This window comes from Amycolatopsis sp. lyj-112, assembly GCF_046549055.1.
GTDB lineage: Bacteria > Actinomycetota > Actinomycetes > Mycobacteriales > Pseudonocardiaceae > Amycolatopsis.
In genome coordinates, this window is the sequence record NZ_JAJPWS010000016.1 from 132432 (window position 1) to 157630 (window position 25199).

The window sequence follows — 25199 nt, forward strand, 5'->3', positions numbered from 1 at the left end:
TCGCCTCCTACAGATCGGGCAGGCCCAGCTCCAGGTTCGGGGCCTGCAGTCCACCGTCGACTTCCAGGATCTTTCCGGTGAGGTAGCCGCCGGCCCGCGACGCCAGGAACACGACCGTGGCCGCGATGTCCTCGGCCTCGCCGATCCTGCCCAGGGGAGTGGCGTCTTCCATCCGGCCGCGCAGTTCGTCGTTGCCCACCACCACTTCGAGCGCGGAGGTCGCGACGGAACCGACCGCGATCGCGTTCACCCGCACCTTCGGCGCCAGGTCGGCCGCCGCGAGCCGGGTGTAGTGCGCCAGCGCGGCCTTCGCGGTCCCATACGCGGCGAAGCCCCGGCCGGTCACACGGCCCATGATCGACGAGATGTTGACGACCGAGCCGCCGGTCTCCAGCAACGCGGGCGCCGCCGCGGCGGTCAGCGCGTGCGCGGTGGAAACGTTGAAGCGAAAGGCTTCTTCGAGGAAGTCGGCCGTGGTTTCCAGCAGGGGCCGGGGATAGGTCCCGCCGACGTTGTTGACCACCAGGTCCAGCCGGCCGAACTCCGCCGTCGCGATCCGGGCCAGCTCGCCGGCGGCGGCCGGGTCGCTCAGATCGGCGGGGACCACGTGCGCGCGGCGGCCGGTGGCGGCGATCCTGCTCGCGATGTCGTCGAGCTGGGTTCGGGTGCGGGACGAGATCACCACGTCGGCACCCGCCTCGGCGAGCGCCACGGCCGTCGCCGCGCCGATCCCGCGTCCGGCGCCGGTGACCACGGCGACCTGGTCGGTGAGCCGGAAACGGTCCAGGATCATGCGCGGAACTGTAACACGTTCTACTTGTTTGCCGGGTTCGATCTGCGGAGAACTCCCGGAGTGACTAGGGTCGCCTCACCGCGACTCTCGGCGCCACGGAACGGGACATATACTTAGCGGTACGAACTACCGCGACCCCATCAGGAACGATGTCGTTCCGGTCACCCAGATCGTTACGCATCGGCGAGGTTCCGCGCTCTCCGAACTGATGCCGCCGTGTTTCCCAGGTGTTAAAGTCGCGCTAACGAGCGGGCCATCGTCGTCCCGTGCGCATACCCCCCGGCCGGCTTGTCCGGCCGCTGAGCACGACGACGAAGGAGGTCCCTTCATGATCTTCTCCGCCCTTCCAGGCAAACAGGGACTGTACGATCCCGAATCCGAACAGGACTCTTGCGGTGTGGCCATGGTGGCCGACGTCCGCGGACGCCGGTCTCACGGCATCGTCACCGACGGCCTGACGGCGCTGACGAACCTCGACCACCGCGGTGCCGCGGGAGCCGAGCCGACCAGTGGCGACGGCGCGGGAATCCTGGTGCAACTGCCCGACGGGCTGCTGCGCGCGGAAGTGGACTTCCCCCTGCCCGAGGCGGACGCCGACGGTCATCAGACCTACGCGACCGGGATCGGCTTCCTGCCCTCGGACACCGAGGAACGCGGCAAGGCCATCGCCCTGATCGAACGGATCGCCACCGAAGAGGGCCTCGATGTCCTCGGCTGGCGCGAGGTCCCGATCGACGCCGACCGCGCCGACATCGGGCCGACGGCGCGTTCGGTGATGCCGCATTTCGTCATGCTGTTCGTCGCGGGCCACGAGTCCGGCGGCCGATGTCCGAGCGGCCTCGAATTGGACAGGCTGGCCTTCTGCCTGCGCAAACGCGTCGAGAACGAGAGCGTGACCGCGGGCTGCGGCACCTACTTCCCCTCGTTGTCCTCACGGACGATCGTCTACAAGGGAATGCTGACCCCCGAGCAGCTCCCGCTCTTCTTCACCGATCTGATCGACACCCGGCTCACCAGCGCCATCGCGCTCGTGCACTCCCGGTTCTCCACCAACACCTTCCCGTCGTGGCCGCTGGCGCACCCGTTCCGGTTCGTCGCGCACAACGGCGAGATCAACACCATCCGCGGCAACCGCAACCGCATGCGCGCCCGTGAGGCGCTGCTGGAATCGGACCTCATCACCGGTGACCTGACCCGGCTGTACCCGATCTGTTCGGCTGACGCGTCGGACTCCGCCTCCTTCGACGAGGTGCTGGAACTGCTGCACCTCGGCGGGCGTTCGCTGCCGCACGCGGTCCTGATGATGATCCCCGAGGCCTGGGAGAACCACGCCGGGATGAACGCACAGCGCCGTGCGTTCTACCAGTTCCACGCCAGCCTGATGGAGCCGTGGGACGGCCCCGCCTGTGTCACCTTCACCGACGGCACGCTCGTCGGCGCGGTGCTGGACCGCAACGGCCTGCGCCCGGCCCGATGGTGGCACACCGCCGACGACCGCGTCGTGCTGGCCAGTGAGGCCGGCGTGCTCGACGTCGCGCCCGAGGACATCGTGGCCAAGGGGCGGCTCAAGCCCGGCCGGATGTTCCTGGTGGACACCGAGGCGGGCCGGATCGTCGACGACGAAGAGGTCAAGTCGGAACTGGCCAAGGAACTTCCGTACGAGGGCTGGCTGCACGCCGGTCTGCTGCAGATCGCCGATCTGCCCGACCGCGACCACATCGTGCAGAGCCACGATTCGGTGCTGCGGCGCCAGCTTTCCTTCGGCTACACCGAAGAAGAGCTGAAGATCCTCCTCGCGCCGATGACGATCAAGGGCGCCGAGCCGATCGGCTCGATGGGTTCCGACAGCCCGCCCGCGGTGCTGTCCCAGCGTTCGCGGCTGCTGTACGACTATTTCAAGCAGAACTTCGCGCAGGTCACCAACCCGCCGCTGGACGCGATCCGCGAAGAGCTCGTCACCTCGATGAGCCGGATCATGGGACCGGAGCGGAACCTGCTCGCCCCCGGCCCGGCGTCCTGCCGTCACGTGCAGCTGCCGTACCCGGTGATCGACAACGACGAACTCGCCAAGCTGATCCACATCAACGACGACGGCGACCTCCCCGGCTTCGCGTGCAGTGTCCTTTCCGGACTGTACGAAGTGGACGGCGGCGCCGACGCGCTGGCTTCCGCGATCGAGCGGGTCCGGCGTGAGGCGTCCGAGGCGATCGAGGCGGGCGCGCGCACGCTCGTGCTGTCCGACCGCGACTCCGACCACCGCATGGCGCCGATCCCGTCGCTGCTGCTGGTGTCCTCGGTACACCACCATCTGGTGCGCACCAAGGAAAGGCTCCGTGTCGCGCTGGTCGTCGAGACCGGTGACGCCCGCGAGGTCCACCATGTCGCGCTGCTGCTCGGCTACGGTGCCGCGGCGGTGAACCCGTACCTGGCCTTCGAAACCATCGAGGACATGATCTCGACCGGTGCCATCACCGGTGTCGAACCGGCCAAGGCGGTCCGCGACTACGTCAAGGCGCTCGTCAAGGGCGTCCTGAAGATCATGTCGAAGATGGGGATCTCCACCGTCGGCGCCTACACCGCGGCGCAGGTCTTCGAATCCTTCGGCCTGGCCCAGGATCTGCTCGACGAGTACTTCACCGGGACGTCGTCGAAGCTCGGCGGCGTCGGCCTGAGCGTGCTCGCCGAAGAGGTCGCCACCCGGCATCGCCGCGCGTACCCGGACAACCCGACCGACCGGGTCCATCGTGGACTCGAGACCGGCGGCGAGTACGCGTACCGCCGCGAGGGCGAACTGCACCTGTTCACCCCGGAGACCGTCTTCCTGTTGCAGCACGCGACGAAGACCGGCCGGACCGAGGTGTACAAGAAGTACTCCGACGAGGTGCACCGCCTCTACCGCCAGGGTGGCGCGCTGCGCGGGTTGTTCGCCTTCCGCTCCACCCGCGAGCCCGTCCCGCTGGACGAGGTCGAGCCCGTCGAGGCGATCTTCAAGCGCTTCAACACCGGCGCGATGTCCTACGGCTCGATTTCGGCCGAGGCACACGAAACACTGGCCATCGCGATGAACCGCATCGGCGGCCGCTCCAACACCGGTGAGGGCGGGGAAGACCCCGAGCGCCTCTACGACCCGGAGCGGCGCAGCGCGATCAAGCAGGTCGCCAGCGGCCGGTTCGGTGTCACCAGCGAGTACCTGGTCAACGCCGACGACATCCAGATCAAGATGGCGCAGGGCGCGAAGCCCGGCGAGGGCGGCCAGCTGCCGCCTAACAAGGTGTACCCGTGGATCGCGCGGACCCGGCACTCCACGCCGGGCGTCGGGCTGATCTCCCCGCCGCCGCACCACGACATCTACTCGATCGAGGATCTCGCCCAGCTGATCCACGACCTCAAGAACGCCAACGAGAACGCCCGCATCCACGTGAAGCTGGTGTCCTCGCTCGGTGTCGGCACGGTCGCGGCGGGCGTTTCCAAGGCACACGCCGACGTCGTGCTCATCTCCGGGCACGACGGTGGCACCGGCGCCTCCCCGATGAACTCGCTCAAGCACGCGGGGACGCCGTGGGAGATCGGGCTCGCCGAGACACAGCAGACGTTGCTGCTCAACGGTTTGCGCGACCGGATCACCGTCCAGGTCGACGGCGCGATGAAAACCGGCAAGGACGTCGTCATCGCCGCGCTGCTCGGCGCGGAGGAATACGGCTTCGCGACGGCGCCGCTGATCGTCGAGGGCTGCGTCATGATGCGCGTCTGCCACCTCGACACCTGCCCGGTCGGCGTCGCGACGCAGAGCCCGGATCTGCGCAAGCGCTACACCGGCCAGGCAGACCACGTCGTCAACTACTTCCGGTTCGTCGCCGAAGAAGTACGGGAAACGCTGGCGGCACTCGGTTTCCGCACCCTCGACGAGGCGATCGGCCATGCCGAGGTGCTCGACACCGACAAGGCGATCGAGCACTGGAAGGCCTCCGGGCTCGATCTCAAGCCGATCTTCGAGATGCCGACCGAGACCCCGTACGGCGGGGCGAAGCGGCGCACGCGGACGCAGGACCACGGCCTCGAGCACGCTCTCGACCGGACGCTGATCCAGCTCGCCGAGGCGGCGCTCGAGGACGCGCACCCGGTCCGGCTGGAACTGCCGGTGCGGAACGTGAACCGGACCGTCGGCACGCTGCTCGGTTCGGAGATCACCCGTCGCTACGGCGGTGAAGGCCTGCCCGAGGACACGATCCACGTGCTGCTGACCGGTTCCGCCGGGCAGTCGCTGGGCGCGTTCCTGCCGCGCGGCATCACCCTCGACATGGTCGGCGACGCGAACGACTACGTCGGCAAGGGCCTCTCGGGCGGGCGGATCATCGTGCGCCCGCACCCGGACGCGAAGTTCGCCGCCGAGGGCCAGACCATCGCCGGCAACACGCTCGCCTACGGGGCCACCGGTGGCGAGATGTTCCTGCGCGGCCAGGTCGGCGAACGGTTCTGCGTGCGCAACTCCGGTGCGGTGGTCGTCGCCGAGGGCGTCGGCGACCACGCCTTCGAGTACATGACCGGGGGGCAGGCCGTCGTGCTCGGCCCGACCGGGCGCAACCTCGCGGCGGGTATGTCCGGCGGTGAGGCCTACGTGCTCGACCTCGACCGCAGCCGGGTCAACGAGGAGATGGTGAACCTTCTGGCGCCCAGGCCCGAGGACCTCGCCTGGCTGAAGAAGACCGTGCAGAAGCACTACGACCTCACCCACTCGGCGGTGGCCGCGTCGCTTCTCGGCGACTGGCCGCGTCGCTCGGCGGCGTTCACCAAGGTGATGCCCCGCGACTACCAGCGTGTCCTTGACGCGGCGAAGGCGGCGCGCGCCGCGGGCCGCGATGTCGACGAAGCGATCATGGAGGCCGCTCGTGGCTGACCCGACCGGTTTTCTCAAGCACGATCGCGAAGAGCCGAAGAAGAAGTCCAAAGAGGACCGTCTCGCCGGCTGGGGCGAGGTGTACGCGGACGTGGCACCCGCCGAGCGCAACGAAAAGGTGCGCACGCAGGCTTCACGGTGCATGGACTGCGGCATCCCGTTCTGCCACTCCGCCGGTTCAGGTTGCCCCCTGGGCAACCTGATCCCGGAGTGGAACGACCTGGTGCGCCGCGGCGACTGGGCCGCGGCGAGCGATCGGCTCCACGCGACCAACAACTTCCCCGAGTTCACCGGGAAGCTGTGCCCCGCGCCGTGCGAGGCCGGTTGTGTCCTCTCGATCTCGCCGTTGTCCGGCGGGCCGGTGGCGATCAAACGCGTCGAGCAGACGATCGCCGACGTGTCCTGGGAAGCGGGCTATGTGCAGCCGCAGGTCTCGGCGGTGTCCTCCGGCCAGCGTGTCGCGGTCGTCGGCTCCGGGCCCGCCGGGCTCGCCGCCGCGCAGCAGCTGACCCGCGCCGGCCACGAGGTGACCGTCTACGAGCGGGACGATCGGCTCGGCGGCCTGCTGCGGTACGGCATCCCCGAGTTCAAGATGGAGAAGAAGGTCCTCGACCGGCGGCTCGCGCAACTCCAGAAGGAGGGCACGAAGTTCGTCACCGGCTGCGAGGTCGGCGTCGATCTGACCGTCGAGGAACTGCGCGCCGGTTTCGACGCGGTGGTGCTCGCGGTCGGCGCGCTGCGCGGCCGCGACGACACCACGACGCCCGGGCGCGAGCTGTCCGGCGTCCACCTCGCGATGGAGCATCTCGTCCCGGCCAACAAGTACGTCGAGGGCGACGGTCCGTCGACGGTCGACGCCGCGGGCAAGCACGTGGTCATCATCGGCGGTGGCGACACCGGGGCCGACTCCTACGGCACCGCGACGCGCCAGGGCGCGCTTTCGGTGACCCAGCTGGACCAGTACCCGACGCCACCGTCCACAAGGGACGATGACCGCTCGCCGTGGCCGACCTGGCCGTACATCCTGCGCACCTACCCGGCGCACGAGGAGGCGGGCGAGCGCAAGTTCGCCGTCGCGGTCAAGCGGTTCGTCGGCGACGAGAACGGCAACGTGCGCGCTGTCGAGCTGCAGCAGGTCCGGGTCCAGAAGGACCGCGAGACCGGGCGGCGCGAGGTCGTCCCGGTCAACGACGTGGTCGAGGAACTGCCCGCCGACCTGGTGCTGTTCGCGATCGGGTTCGAAGGTGTCGAGCACATGCCGCTGCTGGACTCGCTCGGGCTCTCGCTGACCCGGCGCGGAACGCTCTCGTGCGGCGCGGACTGGCAGACCTCCTCGCCGGGCGTGTTCGTCTGCGGCGACGCGCATCGCGGTGCTTCGCTGGTGGTGTGGGCGATCGCCGAGGGCCGCTCGGTGGCGAGCGCCGTCGACGCCTTCCTCACCGGTGCGTCCGATCTGCCCTCGCCGGTGCACCCGACGGCGTTGCCGCTCGCGGTGGTCTGAGCTTCTCGTAGAGGTGTCATGAAAGGGTCTTACAGGACGAAAAACGTCCCGTAAGACCCTTTCATGACACACACGAGGGTGGACGAACGGCAGGTCGTCGGCTACTTGCGGGACGGCACCTTCCCGGCCGCCGATACCCACTGCTAACACCGTTCACAGTATTACGCCGAACGGCCCATAGCTGTGCATGGATGCGGCCGAACGGTCGCTTGTACGCGCGGTAGCCGGGCAAATACTTTCAGGAAGTCGTGCAGGTCATACGGCAATTCACCGGTAGCGGAAGGTGGTATGCCCATGAAGAGGACGGCTTCCCGGGCGGGAATCCTGGCGGGGCTCGTGGGTCTGGCGGTGACGGCACTGACAGCGGTCGCGAGTCCCGCTCAGGCTGTTCCTGTGACGCAGGCGGCGGCGGACACCGCGGCCGAGGCGCAGGCTGTCGCGGCCTACTGGACGCCCGAGCGGATGCGGTCGGCGGTTCCGATCGAACGGCTGGTCAAGGCACCGAGCCTTTCGCCGAAGGACGTCGCGAAAGGGGAGAGCACGATCGTCCAGAGCATCCCCAACGGCGGTGGCGCCTGGACGGGTGCGGGCAAGGTCGTGCAGACCGCGGGCCGGGTGTTCTTCACCATGGGCGGGCGGAACGCGTCGTGCTCGGGTGACGCCGTCACCAGCGGCAACGGCAGTGTCGTGATCACCGCCGGGCACTGCGTGAAGTACCAGGGCGCGTGGCACACGAACTGGACCTTCGCGCCCGGCTACGACAACGGCAACACGCCCTACGGCACCTGGGCCGCGAAGAGCACGCTCACCACTCCGCAGTGGGAAGCGAGCGAGGATATGAACTACGACGTCGGCGCGGCCGTCGTCAACCCGCTCAACGGGCAGAAGCTGACCGACGTCGTCGGCGCGCAGGGGATCGCGTTCAACCAGGCGCGTAACCAGTCGATGTACACCTTCGGGTATCCGGCGGCGGCGCCGTACGACGGAACGAAGCTGATCTATTGCAGCGGAAGCACGTTCACCGACTTCCTGCTGACCAAGGACCACGGGATGAACTGCAATATGACCGGCGGCTCGAGCGGCGGTCCATGGTTCCTCAACTTCAGTGAAGCGACCGGGGCGGGCGTCCAGGCTTCGGTGAACAGCTTCGGCTACACCTTCCTGCCGGGCTACATGTTCGGGCCGTACTTCGGCACGGACGCGCAGAACCTCTACAACAAGGCGCAGGCCGCCTGATCTGCTGTCGAAACCCGCCCGTCCACCTTTTGGGACTTTCGTCCCGGTGGACGGGCGCCTTTCGGTCCGGCATATCCTGGCGATCGTGAACTGGACAGTGGACGTTCCCGTCGACACGCTCCCCGAACTGCCGCCTCTGCCGCCCGAGCTGCGCCACCGGCTCGACGAAGCGCTCTCGCGGCCCGCCGCGCAGCAACCGGAGTGGCCGGACCCCGAGCTGACGAAGCGCGTCCGCGGCGTGCTCGAGAGCGTGCCGCCGATCACCGTCCCGGCCGAGATCGACCGGCTCTCCGACCGCCTCGCCATGGTCGCCCGCGGCGAGGCGTTCCTGCTGCAGGGCGGTGACTGCGCGGAGACGTTCGAGTCCAACACCGAACCGCATATCCGCGCCAACCTGCGCACCCTGCTGCAGATGGCCGTCGTCCTCACCTACGGCGCGAGCCTCCCGGTGGTGAAGGTCGGCCGCATCGCCGGCCAGTACGCGAAGCCGCGCTCGGCCTCCACCGACGCGCTCGGCCTGCCGGTGTACCGCGGCGACATCATCAACTCGCTCGTCGCCAAGCCCGAACTGCGCGTGCCCGACCCGGGCCGGATGATCCGCGCCTACGCCAACGCGGGCGCCGCGATGAACCTCGTCCGCGCGCTCACCGGCGCCGGGATGGCCGACCTGCACCAGGTGCACGACTGGAACAAGGACTTCGTGAAGTCCTCGCCCGCCAGCGAGCGCTACGAGGCGCTGGCCGCCGAGATCGACCGTGGTCTGCGGTTCATGTCGGCCTGCGGCGTCACCGACGCCTCGCTGCAGTCCACCGAGATCTTCGCCAGCCACGAGGCGCTGCTGCTCGACTACGAGCGTTCGATGCTGCGGCTGGACAACGCCGACGTGGCGAACCCGAAGCTGTACAACCTCTCGTCGCACTTCCTGTGGGTCGGCGAGCGAACCCGCCAGCTCGACGGCGCGCACATCGCGTTCGCCGAACTGCTGTCCAACCCGATCGGGCTCAAGATCGGCCCGACGACCACGCCCGAGCAGGCCGTCGAATACGTCCAGCGGCTCGACCCGCGCAACGAGCCCGGCAGGCTGACGCTGATCGCCCGGATGGGCAACGGCAAGGTCCGCGAGGTGCTGCCCGCGATCGTCGAGAAGGTCGAGTCGTCCGGGCACAAGGTCATCTGGCAGTGCGACCCGATGCACGGCAACACCCACGAGGCGTCGACCGGCTACAAGACCCGGCACTTCGACCGGATCGTGGACGAGGTCCAGGGGTTCTTCGAGGTGCACCGCAAGCTGGGCACCTACCCGGGCGGCATCCACGTCGAACTGACCGGCGAGGACGTCACCGAATGCCTCGGCGGCGCGCAGGACATCTCGGATCTGGACCTTTCGGGCCGGTACGAGACCGCCTGCGACCCGCGGCTGAACACGCAGCAGTCGCTGGAGCTGGCGTTCCTGGTCGCGGAGATGCTGCGCGGCTGAGCGTTCTGTCACTGAAGTGCTATGAACGGCCCGTTACTTGCAAATTTTGCAAGTAACGGGCCGTTCATAGCACGCTAGTGAGCGGTGTCCAGCAGGCGCGCGGCCGACTTGTGCACCGCGTCGCGCAGCGACCCGATGTCCTGCACGGCAGCCCCGTTCGCCTGTAGTCCGATGTGGACGGAGTCCCGGTAGGTCGCCACCGCGATCCCGATCGCCTGCCGGGGCGCGAGCGGCACGAACGGGTACACCCCGCCGAGCCTGGTCCCGTCCAGGGTGAGCCGGTTCGGCGGTACCGGCACCGTGGTCACCACGAGGTCGAACAGCAGCGGCGCGGCCAGGCCGGCGGCCTTGGTGCCGAGCCGGTGCAGCATCGGCGGCATCCGGTCGGCGAGCAGAGGGAACGCGCCGGCTCCCCGGGCCGGGCCCGCAGCTTTGTTCCGGTCCATCTCGCGTTGCACGGCACGCAGCCGCTCCACCGGGTCGTCGAGGCCGACCGGCAGGTCGCAGAGGTAGCCGGAAAGCTTGTTACCGCCGAGTTGCTCGGCGGACCGCCCGCGCACGCTGACCGGGATGAGCGCCCGCAGCGTCCGGCCGTCGGCCCGCTGGCCCCGGTTGACCATCCATTCGCGAAGCGCGCCGGCGAGGACGGCCAGCACGACGTCGTTGGCCGTGCCGCCGTGGGTCCGGCGGACCCGCCGGATCTCGGGGGTGCCGAGCCGGACGAAACCGAGCCGTCGCTCGGTCGAGGGCGGCGCGCTGACCGGCGACAAGGGCGAACGCGTCGCGCGGACGACCGAAGAGGCGATCCCGGCGGACTCGCCGGCCTGGGCCAATGTGGAGCCGAGGGCGTCCTTGACCGCGCCCACGGGGGAGCGCGGCGCGGGCGGTTCGGCTCCGCTGTGCGCCCGCTTGCTCACCTTCGGGAGCCCGTCGAGCAGTCCCGAGGCGACGGCGTACGCGCCGGCGCCGTCGGTGAGCGCGTGGTGCAGTTTCAGCAGCAGCGCGAACTCGCCGTCCGGCAGGCCGGTGACGAGATGCAGGTTCCACAAGGGTTTTCCGGTGTCGAGCGGCCGTCCCATCCAGCGCGACGCGTAGGCGGACAGCGGGTCCGGTTCGTACAGAGAGCTCAGGTGGTGATGCGAAATATGGTCACTGGCAACGAAGTCCGGGTCTTCCGCCCAAGTGGCGGCGCCGAAGGGGAACAGCGCGGTCCGGTGCCGCTGGCGTAACTTCGGGATACGTGCGGCGCGCTCGGCGAGCAGTGCGGTCAGCTTGCGCGCGTGCACCTGCCCGTGCGGGCGGAAGGTGACCACCGCGCCCATGTGCATGGGCGTCGTTTCGCTTTCCAGACAAAGGAAAGCGACATCGAGTGCGCTCAGCTGGGGGCCTGACATCATCTGCCTTTCTTTGGTGCTCCGGATATGGGCACAACTGCACCAGCCTGACATGACGAGCGGGTGGTCGTCATGTTTCGTCAGCGCTAACTGGCACCGGTTTCACTCGAACGATGCCATCGAGTTCGGACATGGCCCACGGCTGTGGGGCAGATGGCGGATAGCGTCCCGGTATGTGGCCGGGGTAAGTCGTTCGCGGACTGTCGGTGCGGACCGGCAGACTGCACTCCCATGACCGACGAACCGAAGCGTCCTGAGCCTCCGCTCACCGGGGACGAGCGCACCCAGCTGAACGGCTTTCTCGACTTTCTTCGTGCCACTGTGGTGTGGAAGTGCTCAGGCCTGACCGACGAGCAGGCCCGGCGGCCGCTCGTGCCCAGCGAGCTGACCACTGTCGCCGGTCTGCTCGGGCACCTGACCTTGGTCGAGCAGTACTGGTTCACCGTGGTGCTCGATGGCCAGGAGGATACTTGGAAGGAAGCGCTCGAAACCGATCCGGACGCCGAATTCCGGGTCGCCATGAAGACCCCGCTGGACCAGTTGATCGCCGCCTACGAGGCGGAATGCGAACGCAGCCGGAAAGTCGTCGCGCGGATGGGGCTCGACGACGAGGTCGCGTTCCGCGGCGATCGCCAGGTCAATGTCCGGTTCGTCGTCGTGCACATGATCGAGGAGACCGGCAGGCACGCCGGCCACCTCGACCTGTTGCGCGAACTGACCGACGGGCTCACCGGGGAGTGACGCGGCGAGGGGGCAGCGGGAAGAACCCGCTGGTCCGCTCGACGTAGGTGGTGTACCCGGGCCGGGATCGCCGCAAACCCTTCTCCAGCAAAGGTTTTCCGGTGCCCTTGGCCAGTGTGTAGGTCATCGCGAGGGGGGACAGAACGGTCGCCGCCCCCACCCAGCTCGAACACGCCAGCAGGTAGAGGCCCCACCACACGCACGCGTCACCGAAGTAGTTCGGATGCCGCGTGTAGCGCCACAGCCCGCTGTCGAGCACCTTGCCCTTGTTCTCCGGGTCGGCCTTGAACCGGCGAAGCTGCTCGTCGCCGACGGTTTCGAACCCGAAGCCGACCAGCCAGACGGCGATGCCGATCCACGCTGTCACGCCGAACGAATCGGCGTACATCGCGAACTGGACCGGCAGCGAGACGAACCACAGCATCACCGTCTGGAGCAGGTACACGCGGACGAACAGCTTCAGCGCCGGATTCGGGCCCGCGCGTTCCGCCATCCGCACGTAGCGCGGGTCTTCGGGCAGCTTGTGGTTGCGCAGGTGGAGGTGCACGCCCAGGCGGACGCCCCAGACCGCGGTCAGCAGTGCGGCGACCACGCGCAGCGCCACCGGCCCGTCCCCGAGCGGGGCCGCGACCAGCGCGACGAGCGCGAAGCCCGGCCCCCAGAACGTGTCGATGGTGTCGTACCGCTGACGCCACCGCGCGATGCCGAAGGTGACGACGACGGCCAGGAGCGTGGCCGCCGCGGTGACGAGCAGCGTTCCCCCTAGCGGCATCTAGGACCACTCCCGGGTGGCGGGCAGCCCGCTGAGGCCGTGCTCACTGGAGCGCACCGCGAGGATCTGGTCCACGCCCATCCGGTTCTCCTCGAACGCGAGCGCGCCGCCGACCAGGTAGAGCCGCCAGACGCGGGCGCCCGATTCACCGATCAGCGCCACGACGTCGTCCCAGTCGCTCTCGAGCGTTTTCTCCCATGCACGGACCGTACGCACATAATGCTCCCGCAGCGCGTGGACATCGCGGATCTCGAAGCCGGCGGTCTCCAGATGCCCGAGGGTCCGGCTCAGCGGCCGCATCGTCATGTCCGGGGCGATGTAGCGCTCGATGAACGCGCCGCCGCCGGGTGCCACCGCGCCGCGGGACATCTGCTGCAGGACCAGCCGTCCGGTGGGGGCCAGCATCCGGAACAGCGTCCGCGTGTACTCGGGGTAGTTCTGGTCGCCGACGTGTTCGCCCATCTCGATGGACGAGACGGCGTCGAACGGCGCGTCGGTCAGCTCGCGGTAGTCCTGCCGACGGACTTCGACGCGATCTTCCAGGTCGTGCTGGGCGAGACGGCCGCGGACATGCTGCTGTTGCTCCGCCGAAAGCGTGATGCCGACGGCGTGCACGCCGTGGTGCTTCGCCGCGTGCACCAGGAGCGAGCCCCAGCCGCAGCCGACGTCGAGCAGTCGCATCCCCGGCCGCAGGCCGAGTTTGCGGCAGATCAGTTCGAGTTTGTCCTTTTGGGCCTGTTCGACGCCGTACCCGTCGTCGTCGGAGGTCCAGTAGCCGGACGAGTAGGCCATCGATTCGTCGAGCAGCAGCTGATAGAAGGCGTTGCCGAGGTCGTAGTGGTGCGAGATCGCCGACTTGTCGCGGAGCAGGCTGTGCAGCTTCCCTGAAAGCCGGGCCTCCTCGGCGGGCGGCTTGGGCCGCGGCCCGACGACGCCGAGGCTTACCGCGATCCGCACGGCCTTCGCCCACTCGCGCGGGCCGAGCCGGGCGCCGCGCGCCGCACCCGACCGGGTCAGCGCCCAGATCCGGCGGAATCCGTCGGCGAGGTCGCCTTCGACATCGAGATCACCGGAGACATAGGCCCTGGCGAGACCCAGTTCACCGGGGGCGTAGAGGAGGTGGCGCAGTGCGCGGCGGTTGCGGAGGACCACGGTCGGCGCGTCCCGCGGACCGGCGCGTACGCCGTCCCAGGTGCGCAGGCCGATCGGGAGGGGACCACCGAGGAGCCGCTCGACGAACGGGACGAGGCGGGACGCGGGACTGTTCGGCATAGTCGTCATTCGGCCCCGGAAGGGAAAAGGATGGGTCGGGCCAGGTCCCGGTCGGCCCGGTCCAATCCAGCCTGGAGGCTGTTCCGAATCCCTCTCGTGCACACCAACGGTCAACGCATCGGAGTCATCGGCAGCGGCGTCGCCGGCCTCACGGCCGCCTATCTGCTGCAACGTCGCTACGAAGTGCTGCTGTTCGAGGCCGACGACAGGCTCGGCGGGCACGCGCACACCCACGACGTCCCGAGCGCGCACGGCGGCACCGTCGGCGTCGACTCCGGGTTCATCGTGCACAACGAACGCACCTACCCGCACCTGCTCCGGCTGTTCGCCGAGCTCGGTGTCGCCACGCGCGACACCGAGATGTCCATGAGCATCCGCTGTGACGGCTGCGGCCTCGAATACGCGGGCGCCAAGGGGCTGAAGGGGCTGTTCGCGCAGCCTCGCAACGTCGCCCGCGGGCGCTATCTGCGGATGCTCGCCGACATCAAACGCTTCCACCGGCACGCCGGGCGCGTGCTCGCATCGCCGGACGCGGGCGACGTCACCCTCGGCGCGTTCCTCGCGATCGGCGGCTATACGAAGTACTTCGTCGACCACTTCATGCTCCCCGTCGTTTCGACGGTCTGGTCGGCGGATCGCGGCGACACGCTCAAGTACCCGGCGCGCTACCTGTTCGAGTTCCTGCGCAACCACGGGATGCTGTCGGTCGGCGGGTCCCCGAGCTGGCGCACCGTCGTCGGCGGCTCCCGCGAGTACGTCGAACGCGCCGCCAAGCAGCTCACCGCCGTGCACCTGTCGACCCCGGTCCGCTCGGTCGAGCGCACCGCGCGCGGGATCGAAGTCCGGGACGACGCCGACGCCCGCCACCGGGTCGACAAGGTCGTCCTCGCCACGCACGCGGACCAGGCACTGGACCTGCTCGCGTCGCCGACCGCGGCCGAACGCGAGGTGCTGGGCTCCTTCCGGTACTCCAGCAACGAGGCGTGGCTGCACACCGACACCAGCGTCCTGCCGGCGGCGGAGGCGGCGCGGGCGGGCTGGAACTACGCCACACCGGCCTGCGGCGGCGACCACGGCGCCGTGCGGGTCTCCTACGACATGAACCGGCTGATGCGGCTCGACGAGCCGACCGGCTACGTCGTCACGCTCAACCCCGGCACCGCCCCCGCCGACGGGTCGGTGCTGGCCAAGATGACCTACGAACACCCCGTCTACACCCCGGAATCCGTCGGCGCGCAGCGGCGCCTGCCCGGCCTCAACGACGGCACGGTCGCCTTCGCCGGGGCCTACCATGGGTGGGGGTTCCACGAGGACGGCTGCGCGTCCGGCGTCCGCGCGGCCGAGAACTTCGGAGTGCGATGGTGACTGTCATGGCCGTTCTCTACGACTCCACGGTGGCGCACGTGCGGCGTAACGATCCGCCGGTCTCGTTCGCGCACCGCATCTATCTGTGGTTCGTCGACCTCGATATACCGCCGAAGCTGCCGTGGTGGCTGCGGCCCTTCGCCCGCTTCGATCCGCGTGACCACTTCGGACCGGACGACGAGTCGAGCATCCGGTCCAAAGTGGACCGCTGGCTCGCGGCCCGCGGGGTCGACCTCCACGGCGGCCGGGTGCTGATGCTCGCGGGCGCGCGGGTGCTCGGCCACGCGTTCAACCCCATCACCCTCTACTGGTGTCACCGCCCGGACGGCGGACTCGAATGCGTCGTGGCCGAGGTCCACAACACCTACCGCGGCAGGCACGCGTACCTCCTCCGCCCGGACGCCGAGGGGCTCGCCTGGGCGGACAAGGAGTTCTACGTCTCGCCGTTCCAGTCGATGGAGGGCGAGTACCGGATGGAGGTGCCGCTGCCGGAGTCCCTGCTCTCGGTCAAGATCGCGCTCCGTCAGGGCGGGGAGGTGCCGCTGACGGCGTCGTTGCGCGGGGTCCGGCGGCCGGCCACCGTCAAGTGGCTGGTGCACATGTTGATCACCCGGCCGCTCATGCCGCACCGGGTCTCCGCGCTGATCCGGCGGCATGGGGTCAAACTGTGGTTGAAGAAGGCACCGTTGACCCCACGGACACCGCAGACCGCCGGAGGCAGGCTTGATGGATGAATCGGCACGTCCACGTCGGATGGCGGCCGTTCCGGGAACGGACGGCGAACCGGCGGGACCGACGGCCGAGGAGCTGCTCGTCCGGGTCGCGAAGGGGGACGAGCGGGCCTTCGACGTCCTGTACGACCGGCTCGCCGGCCCGATCCTCGGCCTGGTGCGGCGCATCTTGCGCGACGCAGCCCAGTCCGAAGAGGTCACGCAGGAGGTCATGGTGGAGCTGTGGCGCACCGCCACGCGCTACGCGCCGGAGCGGGGGAGCGCGCTGAACTGGGCGATGACGCTCGCGCACCGCCGGGCCGTCGACCGGGTGCGCTCGGCGCGGGCCAGTTCGGACCGCGAGGTCAAGGCGACCTTCGAGGCCGCCCGTGCCCGCCCCTTCGACGAAGTGGCCGAAGCCGTCGCCGCCCGCTGGGAGCGTTCGCAGGTGCGGCGCTGCCTGACCAATCTGACCGAGCTCCAACGGGAATCCGTGCTGCTCGCCTACTACCAGGGTTACACCTACCGTGAGGTCGCAGAAGTGCTGCAAACCCCGCACGGGACGATCAAGACGCGCCTCCGCGACGGGCTCATCCGCCTGCGCGACTGCTTGGGGGTGACGGCATGACGATGCCCGAAATGCACACGCTCACCGGGGCGTTCGCCGTCGACGCGCTGTCCGAAGTGGAGCGTGCCCAGTTCCAGCGTCACCTCAACGAGTGCGCGTCCTGCGCGCAAGAGGTCCTCGAACTGCAGATGACCGCCACGCGGCTCGGCGCCGCACTGGCCGAAGACCCGCCGCCGGATCTCAAGCGCCGGGTGCTGGCGCAGGCGATGGCGACGCGGCAGCAGCCGCCCAGGGCGCGGCTGGAACTCGGCGAGCGGGTCCGGGATCGCAGGCGCGCCCCGCGCTGGGCGATCGGCGCGGCCGCGGCGGCGATCGTCGGACTGGCCGGTACGGCCGTGTTCGGCGGGATCGCGTGGGACACCAACTCACAGCTGACCGCCGCGCGCGAACGGGCCGCGCAGTACGCGGCGAAGTACGCGCCGGTGTCGGAGGTGCTTTCGGCACCCGATCTCAAGACCGGGCACGGCGAGTCCGCCGCCGGGGGCGGCGGCACTGTGATGATGTCGCGCGCGAAGGACCGGCTCGTCTTCATGGCGGCGCAGCTGCCGAAGAACGATCCGGGCCGCGTCTACCAGGCGTGGCTGATGTTCCCGGGCGCCTCCCCGAAGCCCGCCGGGCTCATTTCCGGTGGTCAGGACGGTGCGCTGCTAGTCGCGAAGGGGTTGAGCGGGGCGAACGGCTTCGCGCTCAGCGTCGAGCAGGACGGCGGTTCGCCGACCGGAACGCCGTCGGACGACATCGTCATGAACATGTCCATGCCGACCTGATCTCCGGCCTTTACCAGGCCGCCGTCCGGCGCTTCAGTCGGGTCTCGCTCTTGCGCCGACGAACATGTTGTGGCAAAACACCTTTGCGACACACGGCGTGGCTACTGGATTCGAGCCTGCCTGGTGCATACCGTCCTGCTTCAACGTCGGCAGTTGACATAACTCTCACTCTGAGGTTCAGATCGAGGGTTCGGCCCAGGCTCAGCGACCGGCGGGCAGCACGAGCACACACGATCAGGAAGGCGGCTCCGATGACGCCCCCGCACAACTACCTTGCGGTGATCAAGGTCGTCGGTATCGGCGGCGGCGGAGTTAACGCCGTGAACCGCATGATCGAGGTCGGCCTCAAAGGCGTCGAGTTCATCGCGGTGAACACCGACGCACAGGCACTGCTCATGTCCGACGCCGACGTCAAACTCGACATCGGCCGGGAACTGACCCGCGGCCTCGGCGCCGGCGCCGCCCCCGAGGTGGGGCAGAGGGCCGCCGAGGACCACCGCGACGAGATCGAAGAGGTCATCAAGGGCGCCGACATGGTGTTCGTGACCGCGGGTGAGGGCGGTGGCACCGGTACCGGTGGCGCACCCGTCGTCGCCCAGATCGCCCGCAAGCTCGGCGCGCTGACCATCGGCGTCGTCACCCGGCCGTTCACCTTCGAAGGCAAACGCCGCAGCAAGCAGGCCGAAGACGGCATCCAGCAGCTGCGCAACGAATGCGACACCCTGATCGTCATCCCGAACGACCGGCTGCTGCAGCTGGGCGACATCGGCGTGTCCCTGATGGACGCCTTCCGCTCCGCGGACGAGGTGCTCCTTTCGGGTGTCCAGGGCATCACCGACCTGATCACCACCCCGGGTCTGATCAACCTGGACTTCGCCGACGTCAAGAGCGTCATGTCCGGCGCGGGCTCCGCGTTGATGGGCATAGGTTCCGCGCGCGGTGAAGGCCGGGCCATCCAGGCGGCGGAGAAGGCGATCAACTCGCCGCTGCTGGAAGCGTCCATGGACGGGGCGCACGGCGCGCTGCTGTCGATCGCGGGCGGGTCGGACCTCGGCCTGTTCGAGATCAACGAGGCCGCGTCGCTGGTGCAGGAGTCCGCGCACCCGGACGCGAACATCATCTTCGGGACGATCATCGACGACTCGCTCGGCGACGAGGTCCGGGTCACCGTGATCGCGGCCGGTTTCGACGCCGGCACGCCGACGCACAAGAAGCTCGACCCGTCGACGTTCGGCTCCGGCTCGAGGTCGACCGCGTCCGCCCAGGCCGGCCAGGTCAACGGCGGCGGGGCGACGCCGGTGCAGAGCCCGCCCTCGGGTGCGACTCCGGTACCGCCGTCGACCGGTTCCAACGGCTACCCGGTCGCGCCGCCGCGCACGCATTCGCCGATGCCGTCCTCCCGTGAGGGCAACGGCTCGATGACCGGCGGGCTCCCGCAGCCCGGCGGCGGTTCGCGCGGCTACTCGCCGATCGGATCGAACTCGACCCACGGCAGCCTGCCCGGTCGCGCCACCCCGGTGCACGACGACCCCTCCGACGACGAGGTCGATGTCCCGCCCTTCATGCGGCGGTAAGTCGGCTCGCTAGTAGTTTCGTGAAGGCCTCCTTCACTACCTTGAGGGTAGGGAAGGGGGCCTTCACTCATCTGCAAGGAGGAATGCGTGCGCGTTCGGCGGGTCGTCACGACAAGGGCGGGCGGGGCTTCGCGGCCGCCTTACGACACCTTCAACCTCGGCGATCACGTCGGCGACGACGCGGGTGACGTTTACGCCAACCGCAAGCGTCTCGCCGGCGAACTCGGTCTCGCCGAGGACAGGCTCGCGTGGATGGAACAGGTCCACGGCCGCACGGCGACCATTGTGGACGGTTCCGAGACCTCCGCGGCGGAAGCGACCGACGCCTTGGTGACGGCCGAACCCGGTCTCGCGCTCGTGGTGCTCGTCGCCGACTGCGTCCCCGTGATGCTGGCCGACGCCGAAGCCGGTGTGATCGCCGCCGTCCACGCGGGCCGCGTCGGCGCGAGGATCGGGGTCGTCCCCGCCGCGATCGAGGCGATGCGCTCACTCGGCGCCGACCCGGGCCGCACCGAAGCGCTGCTCGGTCCCGCGATCTGCGGTGACTGCTACGAAGTCCCCGCCGACATGGCGGCCGACGTCGAAAAGCACGTTCCCGGCAGCACCTGCAAAACCCGAAAGGGCACCACGGGGCTCGACCTGCGTGCCGGACTCTGGCGGCAGCTGGCCGACCTCGGCGTCGGCAAGATCGGCGTCGATCCGCGCTGTACCAACGAAGACAAGACACTCTTCAGCTTCCGTCGCGACGGCACCACCGGCCGGATCGCGGGTATCACGTGGCTGGACCAGTCGTGACTGAGGTACGAAAGGCGGAACTAGCCGCCTCGCTTGCCGAAGTGGAAGAGCGGATCGCCCGGGCGTGCAAGGCCGCGGGCCGGGAACGCGACGAGGTCCGGCTGCTCGCGGTCACCAAAACCTTCCCCGCGCTCGACGCCGCGCTGCTCGCCGACCTCGGCACGCTCGACCTCGCCGAGAATCGCGACCAGGAGGCCGGCGCGAAGACCGACGAAGTCGCCGAGCTGCGCCCGGGCAACGGCATCCGCTGGCATATGGTCGGCAGCCTTCAGCGCAACAAGGCCCGTTCGGTCGTGCGCTGGGCGGCCGAGGTCCAGTCCGTCGACTCCGAACGGCTCGCCGACGCGCTGGCGAAGGCGAGCAGGTCGGCCCTCGAATCCGGGCAACGTGATCAGCCGCTGGACGTCCTCATTCAAGTAAGTCTCGATGACGATCCGAAGCGCGGGGGCTGCCGGGTGAACGAGTTGAGCCAGTTGGCCGAACGGATAGCCCATGTGGGTGATATCCGCCTCCGCGGGCTTATGGCGGTCGCCCCGCTGGGTACAGAGCCCGCAGAGGCGTTCGAAAGGCTCGCTCGCGCATCAGAGCGTCTTCGCGAAGATCACCCAAATGCACGTGAAGTCTCCGCCGGAATGAGCAATGATCTCGAGCAGGCGATCGCGTACGGCTCAACCTGTGTGCGTGTCGGTACCGCGTTGCTCGGTGGGCGCGGTTTAGCCTCGCCTTAGGGAATACCGTCCCGTCGCTACGGGGAGTGGCGGCGGGGGCGGGGGAGCACGGTGCGGGAGCGGCTAAGGCTAGGGAGAGGCATGAGCGCGCTGCAGAAGCTGAAGGCCTACTTCGGGATGGTGCCCGCGGACGAAGACGGCTATGACGTGGAAGATGACTACCGGCGTGGCTACGCCGAAGACGAGTACGAGTACGAAGACGAGCCACCAGCCCGGTCGCGGGGTGGACGCTACCGGGACGTCGAGGACACGTACGACGAGCCCGCGCCCCGGCCTCGGTCACGCTCCGTGGTTGCGGACGTGCGGTCGGAACCGGCGGTGCACGGAGCGCTGGCCATGGACCGCCAGCCCGAACCGGTCGCCCGGCTGCGGCCGGTCGCCGAGCCGGTCCGGCAGGCCGTGCGTGATCCGTTGAGCCGGATCACGACGCTGCACCCGACGAGCTACCTGGAAGCGCGCGCCATCGGCGAGCACTACCGCGAGGGCATCCCGGTGATCATCAACCTCACCGAGATGGAGAACGCGGACGCCAAGCGGCTCGTCGATTTCGCCGCGGGGCTCGCCTTCGCGCTGCGCGGGTCGATGGACAAGGTCACCAACAAGGTGTTCCTTCTCTCACCGCCCGATGTGGACGTCACCGCGGAAGACCGTCGGCGGATTGCCGAAGGCGGATTATTCCTGCGCGGCTGATCAGGGAGTGACCGCTGAACGCAGCGGGATGTGATTTTGTCGACTCGTCGGCATCCGGCTCCCGTCAACTGCGTCTTTTGACGCGAGACATGGCAGAGTGGTTACGTGAATGCTGTGTTGCTGGTCGTCTGGTACGTGCTGTTCGCTTTTTGGCTCCTCCTGACGGCAAGGATCGTCGTAGAGCTCGTGCGTGCTTTCGCTCGCGAGTGGCGTCCTGCCGGAGGGGTTGCGGTAACGCTCGAGACCATCTACACAGTGACCGACCCTCCGGTTCGTCTGTTCAGACGAATCATCCCGACCGTACGAATCGGCGGCGTCGGACTGGACTTATCGATTATGGTTCTGCTGTTGGTTGTGTTCTTCGCGATGCAGCTGGCAACGCCAGGGTGATATCGGGGAAGCCCTGGTGGACCTGCAGGCCATGGAGTGCGTGAGGTGATCTGATGTCGTTGACCCCCGCTGACGTGCATAACGTCGCGTTCAGCAAGCCGCCCATAGGCAAAAGGGGCTACAACGAGGACGAGGTGGACGCGTTCCTCGACCTGGTGGAGACCGAGCTTGCCCGGTTGATCGAGGACAACAACGAGCTGCGGCAGCAGGTGGAACAGCTCGACAACGAGCTCGAAACCAACCGCGGTGAGCTCGAGGCAGCCAAGGCCGGCGCCGTAGGAGCGCCGCCACAGGTACGTGACGAGCCGTCGCGCCGCCTGGCACCGGTGCCGCCCCCGCAGTCGGCGATGGAGCAGACCCAGGCCCACTCGATGGTGCCGGACAACGGGGAGCCCAACGTCCAGGCCGCGAAGGTGCTCGGGCTGGCGCAGGAAATGGCCGACCGGCTCACCGCCGAGGCCAAGACCGAGTCGGACGGCATGCTCGCCGAGGCTCGGACCAAGTCCGAGCAGTTGCTCTCGGACGCGCGGTCCAAGTCGGACTCGATGGTGAACGAGGCGCGTACCCGCGCCGAGACCATGCTGAACGACGCGCGTACCCGTGCCGAGACCTTGGAGCGCCAGGCGCGCGACAAGGCCACGACCATGGAGCGCGAGGCTCAGCGCAAGTACACCGAGACGATGAACAGCATGAACGCGGAGAAGGGCTCGCTGGGCAAGAAGATCGAAGAGCTGCGCACGATCGAGCGGGAGTACCGCACGAGGCTGCGTGGGTTCCTCGAGTCCCAGCTGCGTGAGCTCGACGACCGTGGTTCCGCTGCTCCCGCATCGGCGTCCTCGTCGAACTCGGGCCAGTCGGCGTCCTCTTCGGGCGGCGGCGGCCAGGGCTACTCGTTCGGTCCGCGGGCCGAAGCGGGCTGACGGGCTTCTTTTGACTGAACGGAACGGCCTCGACACTCTCCGGAGGGTCGGGGCCGTTTCGCTTGCCCCTCGTGTTGTAATTCACCGTGCTCTATATCGTCCTAGTACTGGTACTGGCGGCTCTGGGGCTGCTCGTCGCGGCGCTCATCACCGCCAATTCGCTCTGGGCCTGGATCTCCATCGGGCTCTCCATCCTCGCCGGGCTGCTGCTCGTCTTCGACTGGCTGCGCCGTCGGAAGAAGCGCTCCGCCGAGGCCGCCGGTTCCGCTGAAGAGAAGGCGGACGATTCGGCCGAGGACGCTCCGGAGACCGAAGAGGTCTCCGAAAGCGAAGAAGGCGACGAGAAGAAGCCTGAAGACGCCGAGCAGACCGTCCTGCTGCCCGCCACCGGAGAACTGGGCGACGCTGACGAGACCGCCGAAGCCGCCGAGACCACCGAGGCCGACGCCGCGCCGGCCGAAGCTCAGCGCAACGGCGACCCGGGCGAGGAGAAGAGCGACCCCGCGGACGTGGCGGTCGTCTCCGAACTCGACACCGAGATCGTCGTCGTCGACGAATACCCCCGCTACCACGTGATCGAATGCGCGTGGCTCGACAGCCGGGACACCATCCCCCTCGGCATCGGCGAAGCGCGTCAGCTCGGGTTCACCCCGTGCGCGCTCTGCGCGCCCGACGCCGAGATCGCCACGCGGCACCGCGACAAGTCCAACGCGGAGAGCTAAGCGCCCTTGAGCGTCTGAGCCGCTTCGCCGACCGCGACCACGTCGGCGGCGATCGTGTCGAGCACCAGACGTTGTTCCTCGTCGGCGTCGGCGGGTACCGGGATCTCGGCCGCCTCATCGGTGCCGAGCGCCCGGGCCGCCTCGTCGACGACGGTCGCCGTCTCGGCCGTACCTGGGCGCAGCAAGAGCGACGACGCCGTGACGGAGAGCCCGCGCAAGGCCTCGGCGGCGCTCTCCAGCGCGTCTTGCTGTTCAGGCGCCGGCTCCTTCGTGCCCGGTTCCGCGGCGAGCAGGCCGTGCTGCGCGACGGCGGCGGCGCGGAAAACGCGGCCGAGTGTCCGCGGGTCGACGTCCTCACCGCGGAGTTTCCGCCCGACAGCGCCGAGAAGCGTGCGTGTGGCGTCGACAGCGGTACCGAACCGTTCCGCCGGACCGGGCTTCGGCACACCGGGAATCGCGGCGAAGCCGAACAGCAGCGCGATGGCCCCGGCGAGGACCATCAGCAGCAGGTACTCGACGAGGACGTAGCGCGGGTCGAGGTGCTTGGTGGTCGCGTTCATGCCGACGGACATCAGCACCATGCAACCGTTGAACACCGTCGGCCGGGTCTGCATGACGGCGAACCCGCCGAGCAGGGCGACGAGCCCGATCGGCAGCAGAAACCCTTGCGGCAGCAGCCAAAGCGCCAGCGCGAGTACGACCGCGCCACCGAGGGAGCCGCCGATGCGCTGCCACGCCTTGGTGAGGCTGTCGCGCCATTCCGGCTGCATGATGGCGAAAGTGCCGAGCAGGAACGACACGGTGAGCGGGTCGCCGGGCCGGAAACTCGCGACCACCAGCGCCAGTGCGACCCCGAGCCCGCACCGGATCGCGTGCCGGAACTGCGGTGACCGCCAAGAAAACGCGCCGCGCAGCTCGACCCGCCGCAGCTCTCGGCGAAGTCCTTTTGGAACGTCCACACGGGACTCGTCGCGGTCGGTCGAGGCGGTCCGGACGGTTTCGAGTGCGTCCCACAGTCCAGCGACGAGCCGCTCGGTGGCACCGGGAAGCCCGGCGGGTTCCCTGCGGCGCACCGGTTCGACGTCCTCGGGCGCCTCCGCCGCACGCACCGCGTCCGCGAGCCGGGCCGCTTCTTCCCTTGCGGCGTCGAGTGTTTCGCCGATTTCCTGGCTGTCCAGCCGTTTCCGGCGGATCTCGAGCAGGCCGGTGGCCGCGCGATATCGGAGAATCCCGCCGAGGACCCTGGCCGTCCAGCGGCGGGGACGGTCCGCGAGCCAGAGCCTCGCCGCGCGTTCCTGCGTCTCCGGCGTCCCCGCCGCGAGAGCGTCCGCCAGCGCCTCCCGGGTCGGCTTGGCGGGGTCCTTCGCGCCCATCAGCACCCGCAGCAGGAGAACGACCCCCATCGCGAGCGCGGGCGCGCCCAGGATCTGCCCGGCCGACGCCGTCCCCGTCAGCTGGAAGCCGTAGCCGAACAGCGACGCCATGCCGAGTCCCAGCCCGACCGTGACGAACCGGGCGCCGAGCGCGGGCAGCATCCCGGCGATGACCACGATCACCACCAGGAGTCCGATCGCGGCCCACTGCGCCACCTCGCCCAGCAACCGCGGCACGCCGACCGCGAGGATCAGCGAAGGCGCGAACCACGCCAGCAGCCGCAGATCCGCCCAGAGCGGTCCACCGACCGCGGCGATGAGGCAGAACAGCGCGGTGAGCGCGGCGAGGATGGCCGCGTTGCCCAGCCCCACCAGGAACCCGAGCCCGCTGACGCCGCCGACGATCACCAGCACGACGACGAGCAGTCCGGGCCCTTTCATCGAGCCTCGAAGATCG

The 25199-nt window shown here is 69.0% G+C and carries 21 protein-coding genes; 16 read left to right on the top strand and 5 right to left on the bottom strand.

The window, feature by feature from the left end; translation table 11 throughout:
* Positions 1–7: 7 nt before the first annotated feature.
* Entirely contained in the window at positions 8–793 is a 786-nt protein-coding gene (locus ACLJRL_RS35595; RefSeq protein ID WP_410660758.1) for an SDR family oxidoreductase, read from the bottom strand.
* Between the two features lie 328 nt (positions 794–1121).
* On the opposite strand from ACLJRL_RS35595, the gene gltB reads away from it, so the two are divergent.
* The 4 genes from gltB to ACLJRL_RS35615 all read left to right on the top strand — a co-directional run bounded on the left by gltB (position 1122) and on the right by ACLJRL_RS35615 (position 9901).
* Complete coding sequence (gene gltB, locus ACLJRL_RS35600; protein WP_410660759.1) at positions 1122–5687, top strand: glutamate synthase large subunit; 4566 nt, start codon at positions 1122–1124, stop codon at positions 5685–5687.
* Positions 5680–7188 (top strand): glutamate synthase subunit beta, encoded by a 1509-nt coding sequence (locus ACLJRL_RS35605; protein ID WP_410660760.1) that lies wholly within the window; start codon positions 5680–5682, stop codon positions 7186–7188. Before gltB ends, ACLJRL_RS35605 begins: the two co-directional genes overlap by 8 nt.
* A 294-nt stretch (positions 7189–7482) precedes the next feature.
* Complete coding sequence (locus ACLJRL_RS35610; protein ID WP_410660761.1) at positions 7483–8424, top strand: trypsin-like serine peptidase; 942 nt, start codon at positions 7483–7485, stop codon at positions 8422–8424.
* Positions 8425–8509: 85 nt separating this feature from the next.
* Positions 8510–9901 (top strand): class II 3-deoxy-7-phosphoheptulonate synthase, encoded by a 1392-nt coding sequence (locus ACLJRL_RS35615; protein ID WP_410660762.1) that lies wholly within the window; start codon positions 8510–8512, stop codon positions 9899–9901.
* Positions 9902–9975: 74 nt separating this feature from the next.
* Here the strand turns inward: ACLJRL_RS35615 and ACLJRL_RS35620 are convergent, their stop codons facing one another.
* Positions 9976–11298: a wax ester/triacylglycerol synthase family O-acyltransferase gene (locus ACLJRL_RS35620; protein ID WP_410660763.1), complete on the bottom strand. Its 1323-nt coding sequence runs from the start codon at positions 11296–11298 to the stop codon at positions 9976–9978.
* Positions 11299–11526: 228 nt separating this feature from the next.
* Between ACLJRL_RS35620 and ACLJRL_RS35625 the strand changes: the two genes are divergently transcribed.
* Entirely contained in the window at positions 11527–12036 is a 510-nt protein-coding gene (locus ACLJRL_RS35625) for a DinB family protein (RefSeq protein ID WP_410660764.1), read from the top strand.
* Here the strand turns inward: ACLJRL_RS35625 and ACLJRL_RS35630 are convergent.
* Positions 12023–12808, bottom strand: coding sequence for a DUF1295 domain-containing protein (locus ACLJRL_RS35630; RefSeq protein WP_410660765.1), 786 nt, complete (start codon positions 12806–12808; stop codon positions 12023–12025). The genes ACLJRL_RS35625 and ACLJRL_RS35630 overlap by 14 nt on opposite strands.
* Complete coding sequence (locus ACLJRL_RS35635; RefSeq protein ID WP_410660766.1) at positions 12809–14080, bottom strand: class I SAM-dependent methyltransferase; 1272 nt, start codon at positions 14078–14080, stop codon at positions 12809–12811.
* A gap of 30 nt (positions 14081–14110) precedes the next feature.
* Here ACLJRL_RS35635 and ACLJRL_RS35640 point away from each other — a divergent pair, with 30 nt between their 5' ends.
* The 11 genes from ACLJRL_RS35640 to ACLJRL_RS35690 all read left to right on the top strand — a co-directional run bounded on the left by ACLJRL_RS35640 (position 14111) and on the right by ACLJRL_RS35690 (position 23369).
* Positions 14111–15445 carry an NAD(P)/FAD-dependent oxidoreductase gene (locus tag ACLJRL_RS35640; protein WP_410660767.1) on the top strand — a complete coding sequence of 445 codons (1335 nt, stop codon included), beginning with the start codon at positions 14111–14113 and terminating at the stop codon, positions 15443–15445.
* Positions 15439–16179 (top strand): DUF1365 domain-containing protein, encoded by a 741-nt coding sequence (locus tag ACLJRL_RS35645; protein ID WP_410660768.1) that lies wholly within the window; start codon positions 15439–15441, stop codon positions 16177–16179. The genes ACLJRL_RS35640 and ACLJRL_RS35645 overlap by 7 nt, the downstream gene beginning before the upstream one ends.
* Positions 16172–16783: an ECF RNA polymerase sigma factor SigK gene (gene sigK / locus ACLJRL_RS35650; RefSeq protein ID WP_410660769.1), complete on the top strand. Its 612-nt coding sequence runs from the start codon at positions 16172–16174 to the stop codon at positions 16781–16783. The genes ACLJRL_RS35645 and sigK overlap by 8 nt, the downstream gene beginning before the upstream one ends.
* Positions 16780–17550 carry an anti-sigma factor domain-containing protein gene (locus tag ACLJRL_RS35655; protein WP_410660770.1) on the top strand — a complete coding sequence of 257 codons (771 nt, stop codon included), beginning with the start codon at positions 16780–16782 and terminating at the stop codon, positions 17548–17550. The genes sigK and ACLJRL_RS35655 overlap by 4 nt, the downstream gene beginning before the upstream one ends.
* 251 nt (positions 17551–17801) lie before the next feature.
* Positions 17802–19124, top strand: coding sequence for a cell division protein FtsZ (gene ftsZ, locus ACLJRL_RS35660; RefSeq protein ID WP_410660771.1), 1323 nt, complete (start codon positions 17802–17804; stop codon positions 19122–19124).
* Between the two features lie 87 nt (positions 19125–19211).
* Positions 19212–19919 carry a peptidoglycan editing factor PgeF gene (gene pgeF / locus ACLJRL_RS35665; protein ID WP_410660772.1) on the top strand — a complete coding sequence of 236 codons (708 nt, stop codon included), beginning with the start codon at positions 19212–19214 and terminating at the stop codon, positions 19917–19919.
* Positions 19916–20647, top strand: coding sequence for a YggS family pyridoxal phosphate-dependent enzyme (locus ACLJRL_RS35670; RefSeq protein WP_410660773.1), 732 nt, complete (start codon positions 19916–19918; stop codon positions 20645–20647). The genes pgeF and ACLJRL_RS35670 overlap by 4 nt, the downstream gene beginning before the upstream one ends.
* An 81-nt stretch (positions 20648–20728) precedes the next feature.
* A complete protein-coding gene (locus tag ACLJRL_RS35675) occupies positions 20729–21337 on the top strand; it encodes a cell division protein SepF (protein WP_410660774.1) in 609 nt (202 codons plus the stop codon).
* A gap of 114 nt (positions 21338–21451) precedes the next feature.
* Complete coding sequence (locus ACLJRL_RS35680; protein ID WP_005155180.1) at positions 21452–21727, top strand: YggT family protein; 276 nt, start codon at positions 21452–21454, stop codon at positions 21725–21727.
* 53 nt (positions 21728–21780) lie between these two features.
* Positions 21781–22647 (top strand): DivIVA domain-containing protein, encoded by an 867-nt coding sequence (locus ACLJRL_RS35685; RefSeq protein WP_410660775.1) that lies wholly within the window; start codon positions 21781–21783, stop codon positions 22645–22647.
* Positions 22648–22733: 86 nt separating this feature from the next.
* The gene (locus ACLJRL_RS35690; protein ID WP_410660776.1) at positions 22734–23369 is read left to right on the top strand and encodes a hypothetical protein; all 636 of its coding nucleotides are present in this window, start codon (positions 22734–22736) and stop codon (positions 23367–23369) included.
* Here the strand turns inward: ACLJRL_RS35690 and ACLJRL_RS35695 are convergent.
* Entirely contained in the window at positions 23366–25183 is a 1818-nt protein-coding gene (locus ACLJRL_RS35695; protein ID WP_410660777.1) for an FUSC family protein, read from the bottom strand. The two genes, ACLJRL_RS35690 and ACLJRL_RS35695, sit on opposite strands and share 4 nt — an antisense overlap.
* Positions 25184–25199 lie beyond the last annotated feature (16 nt).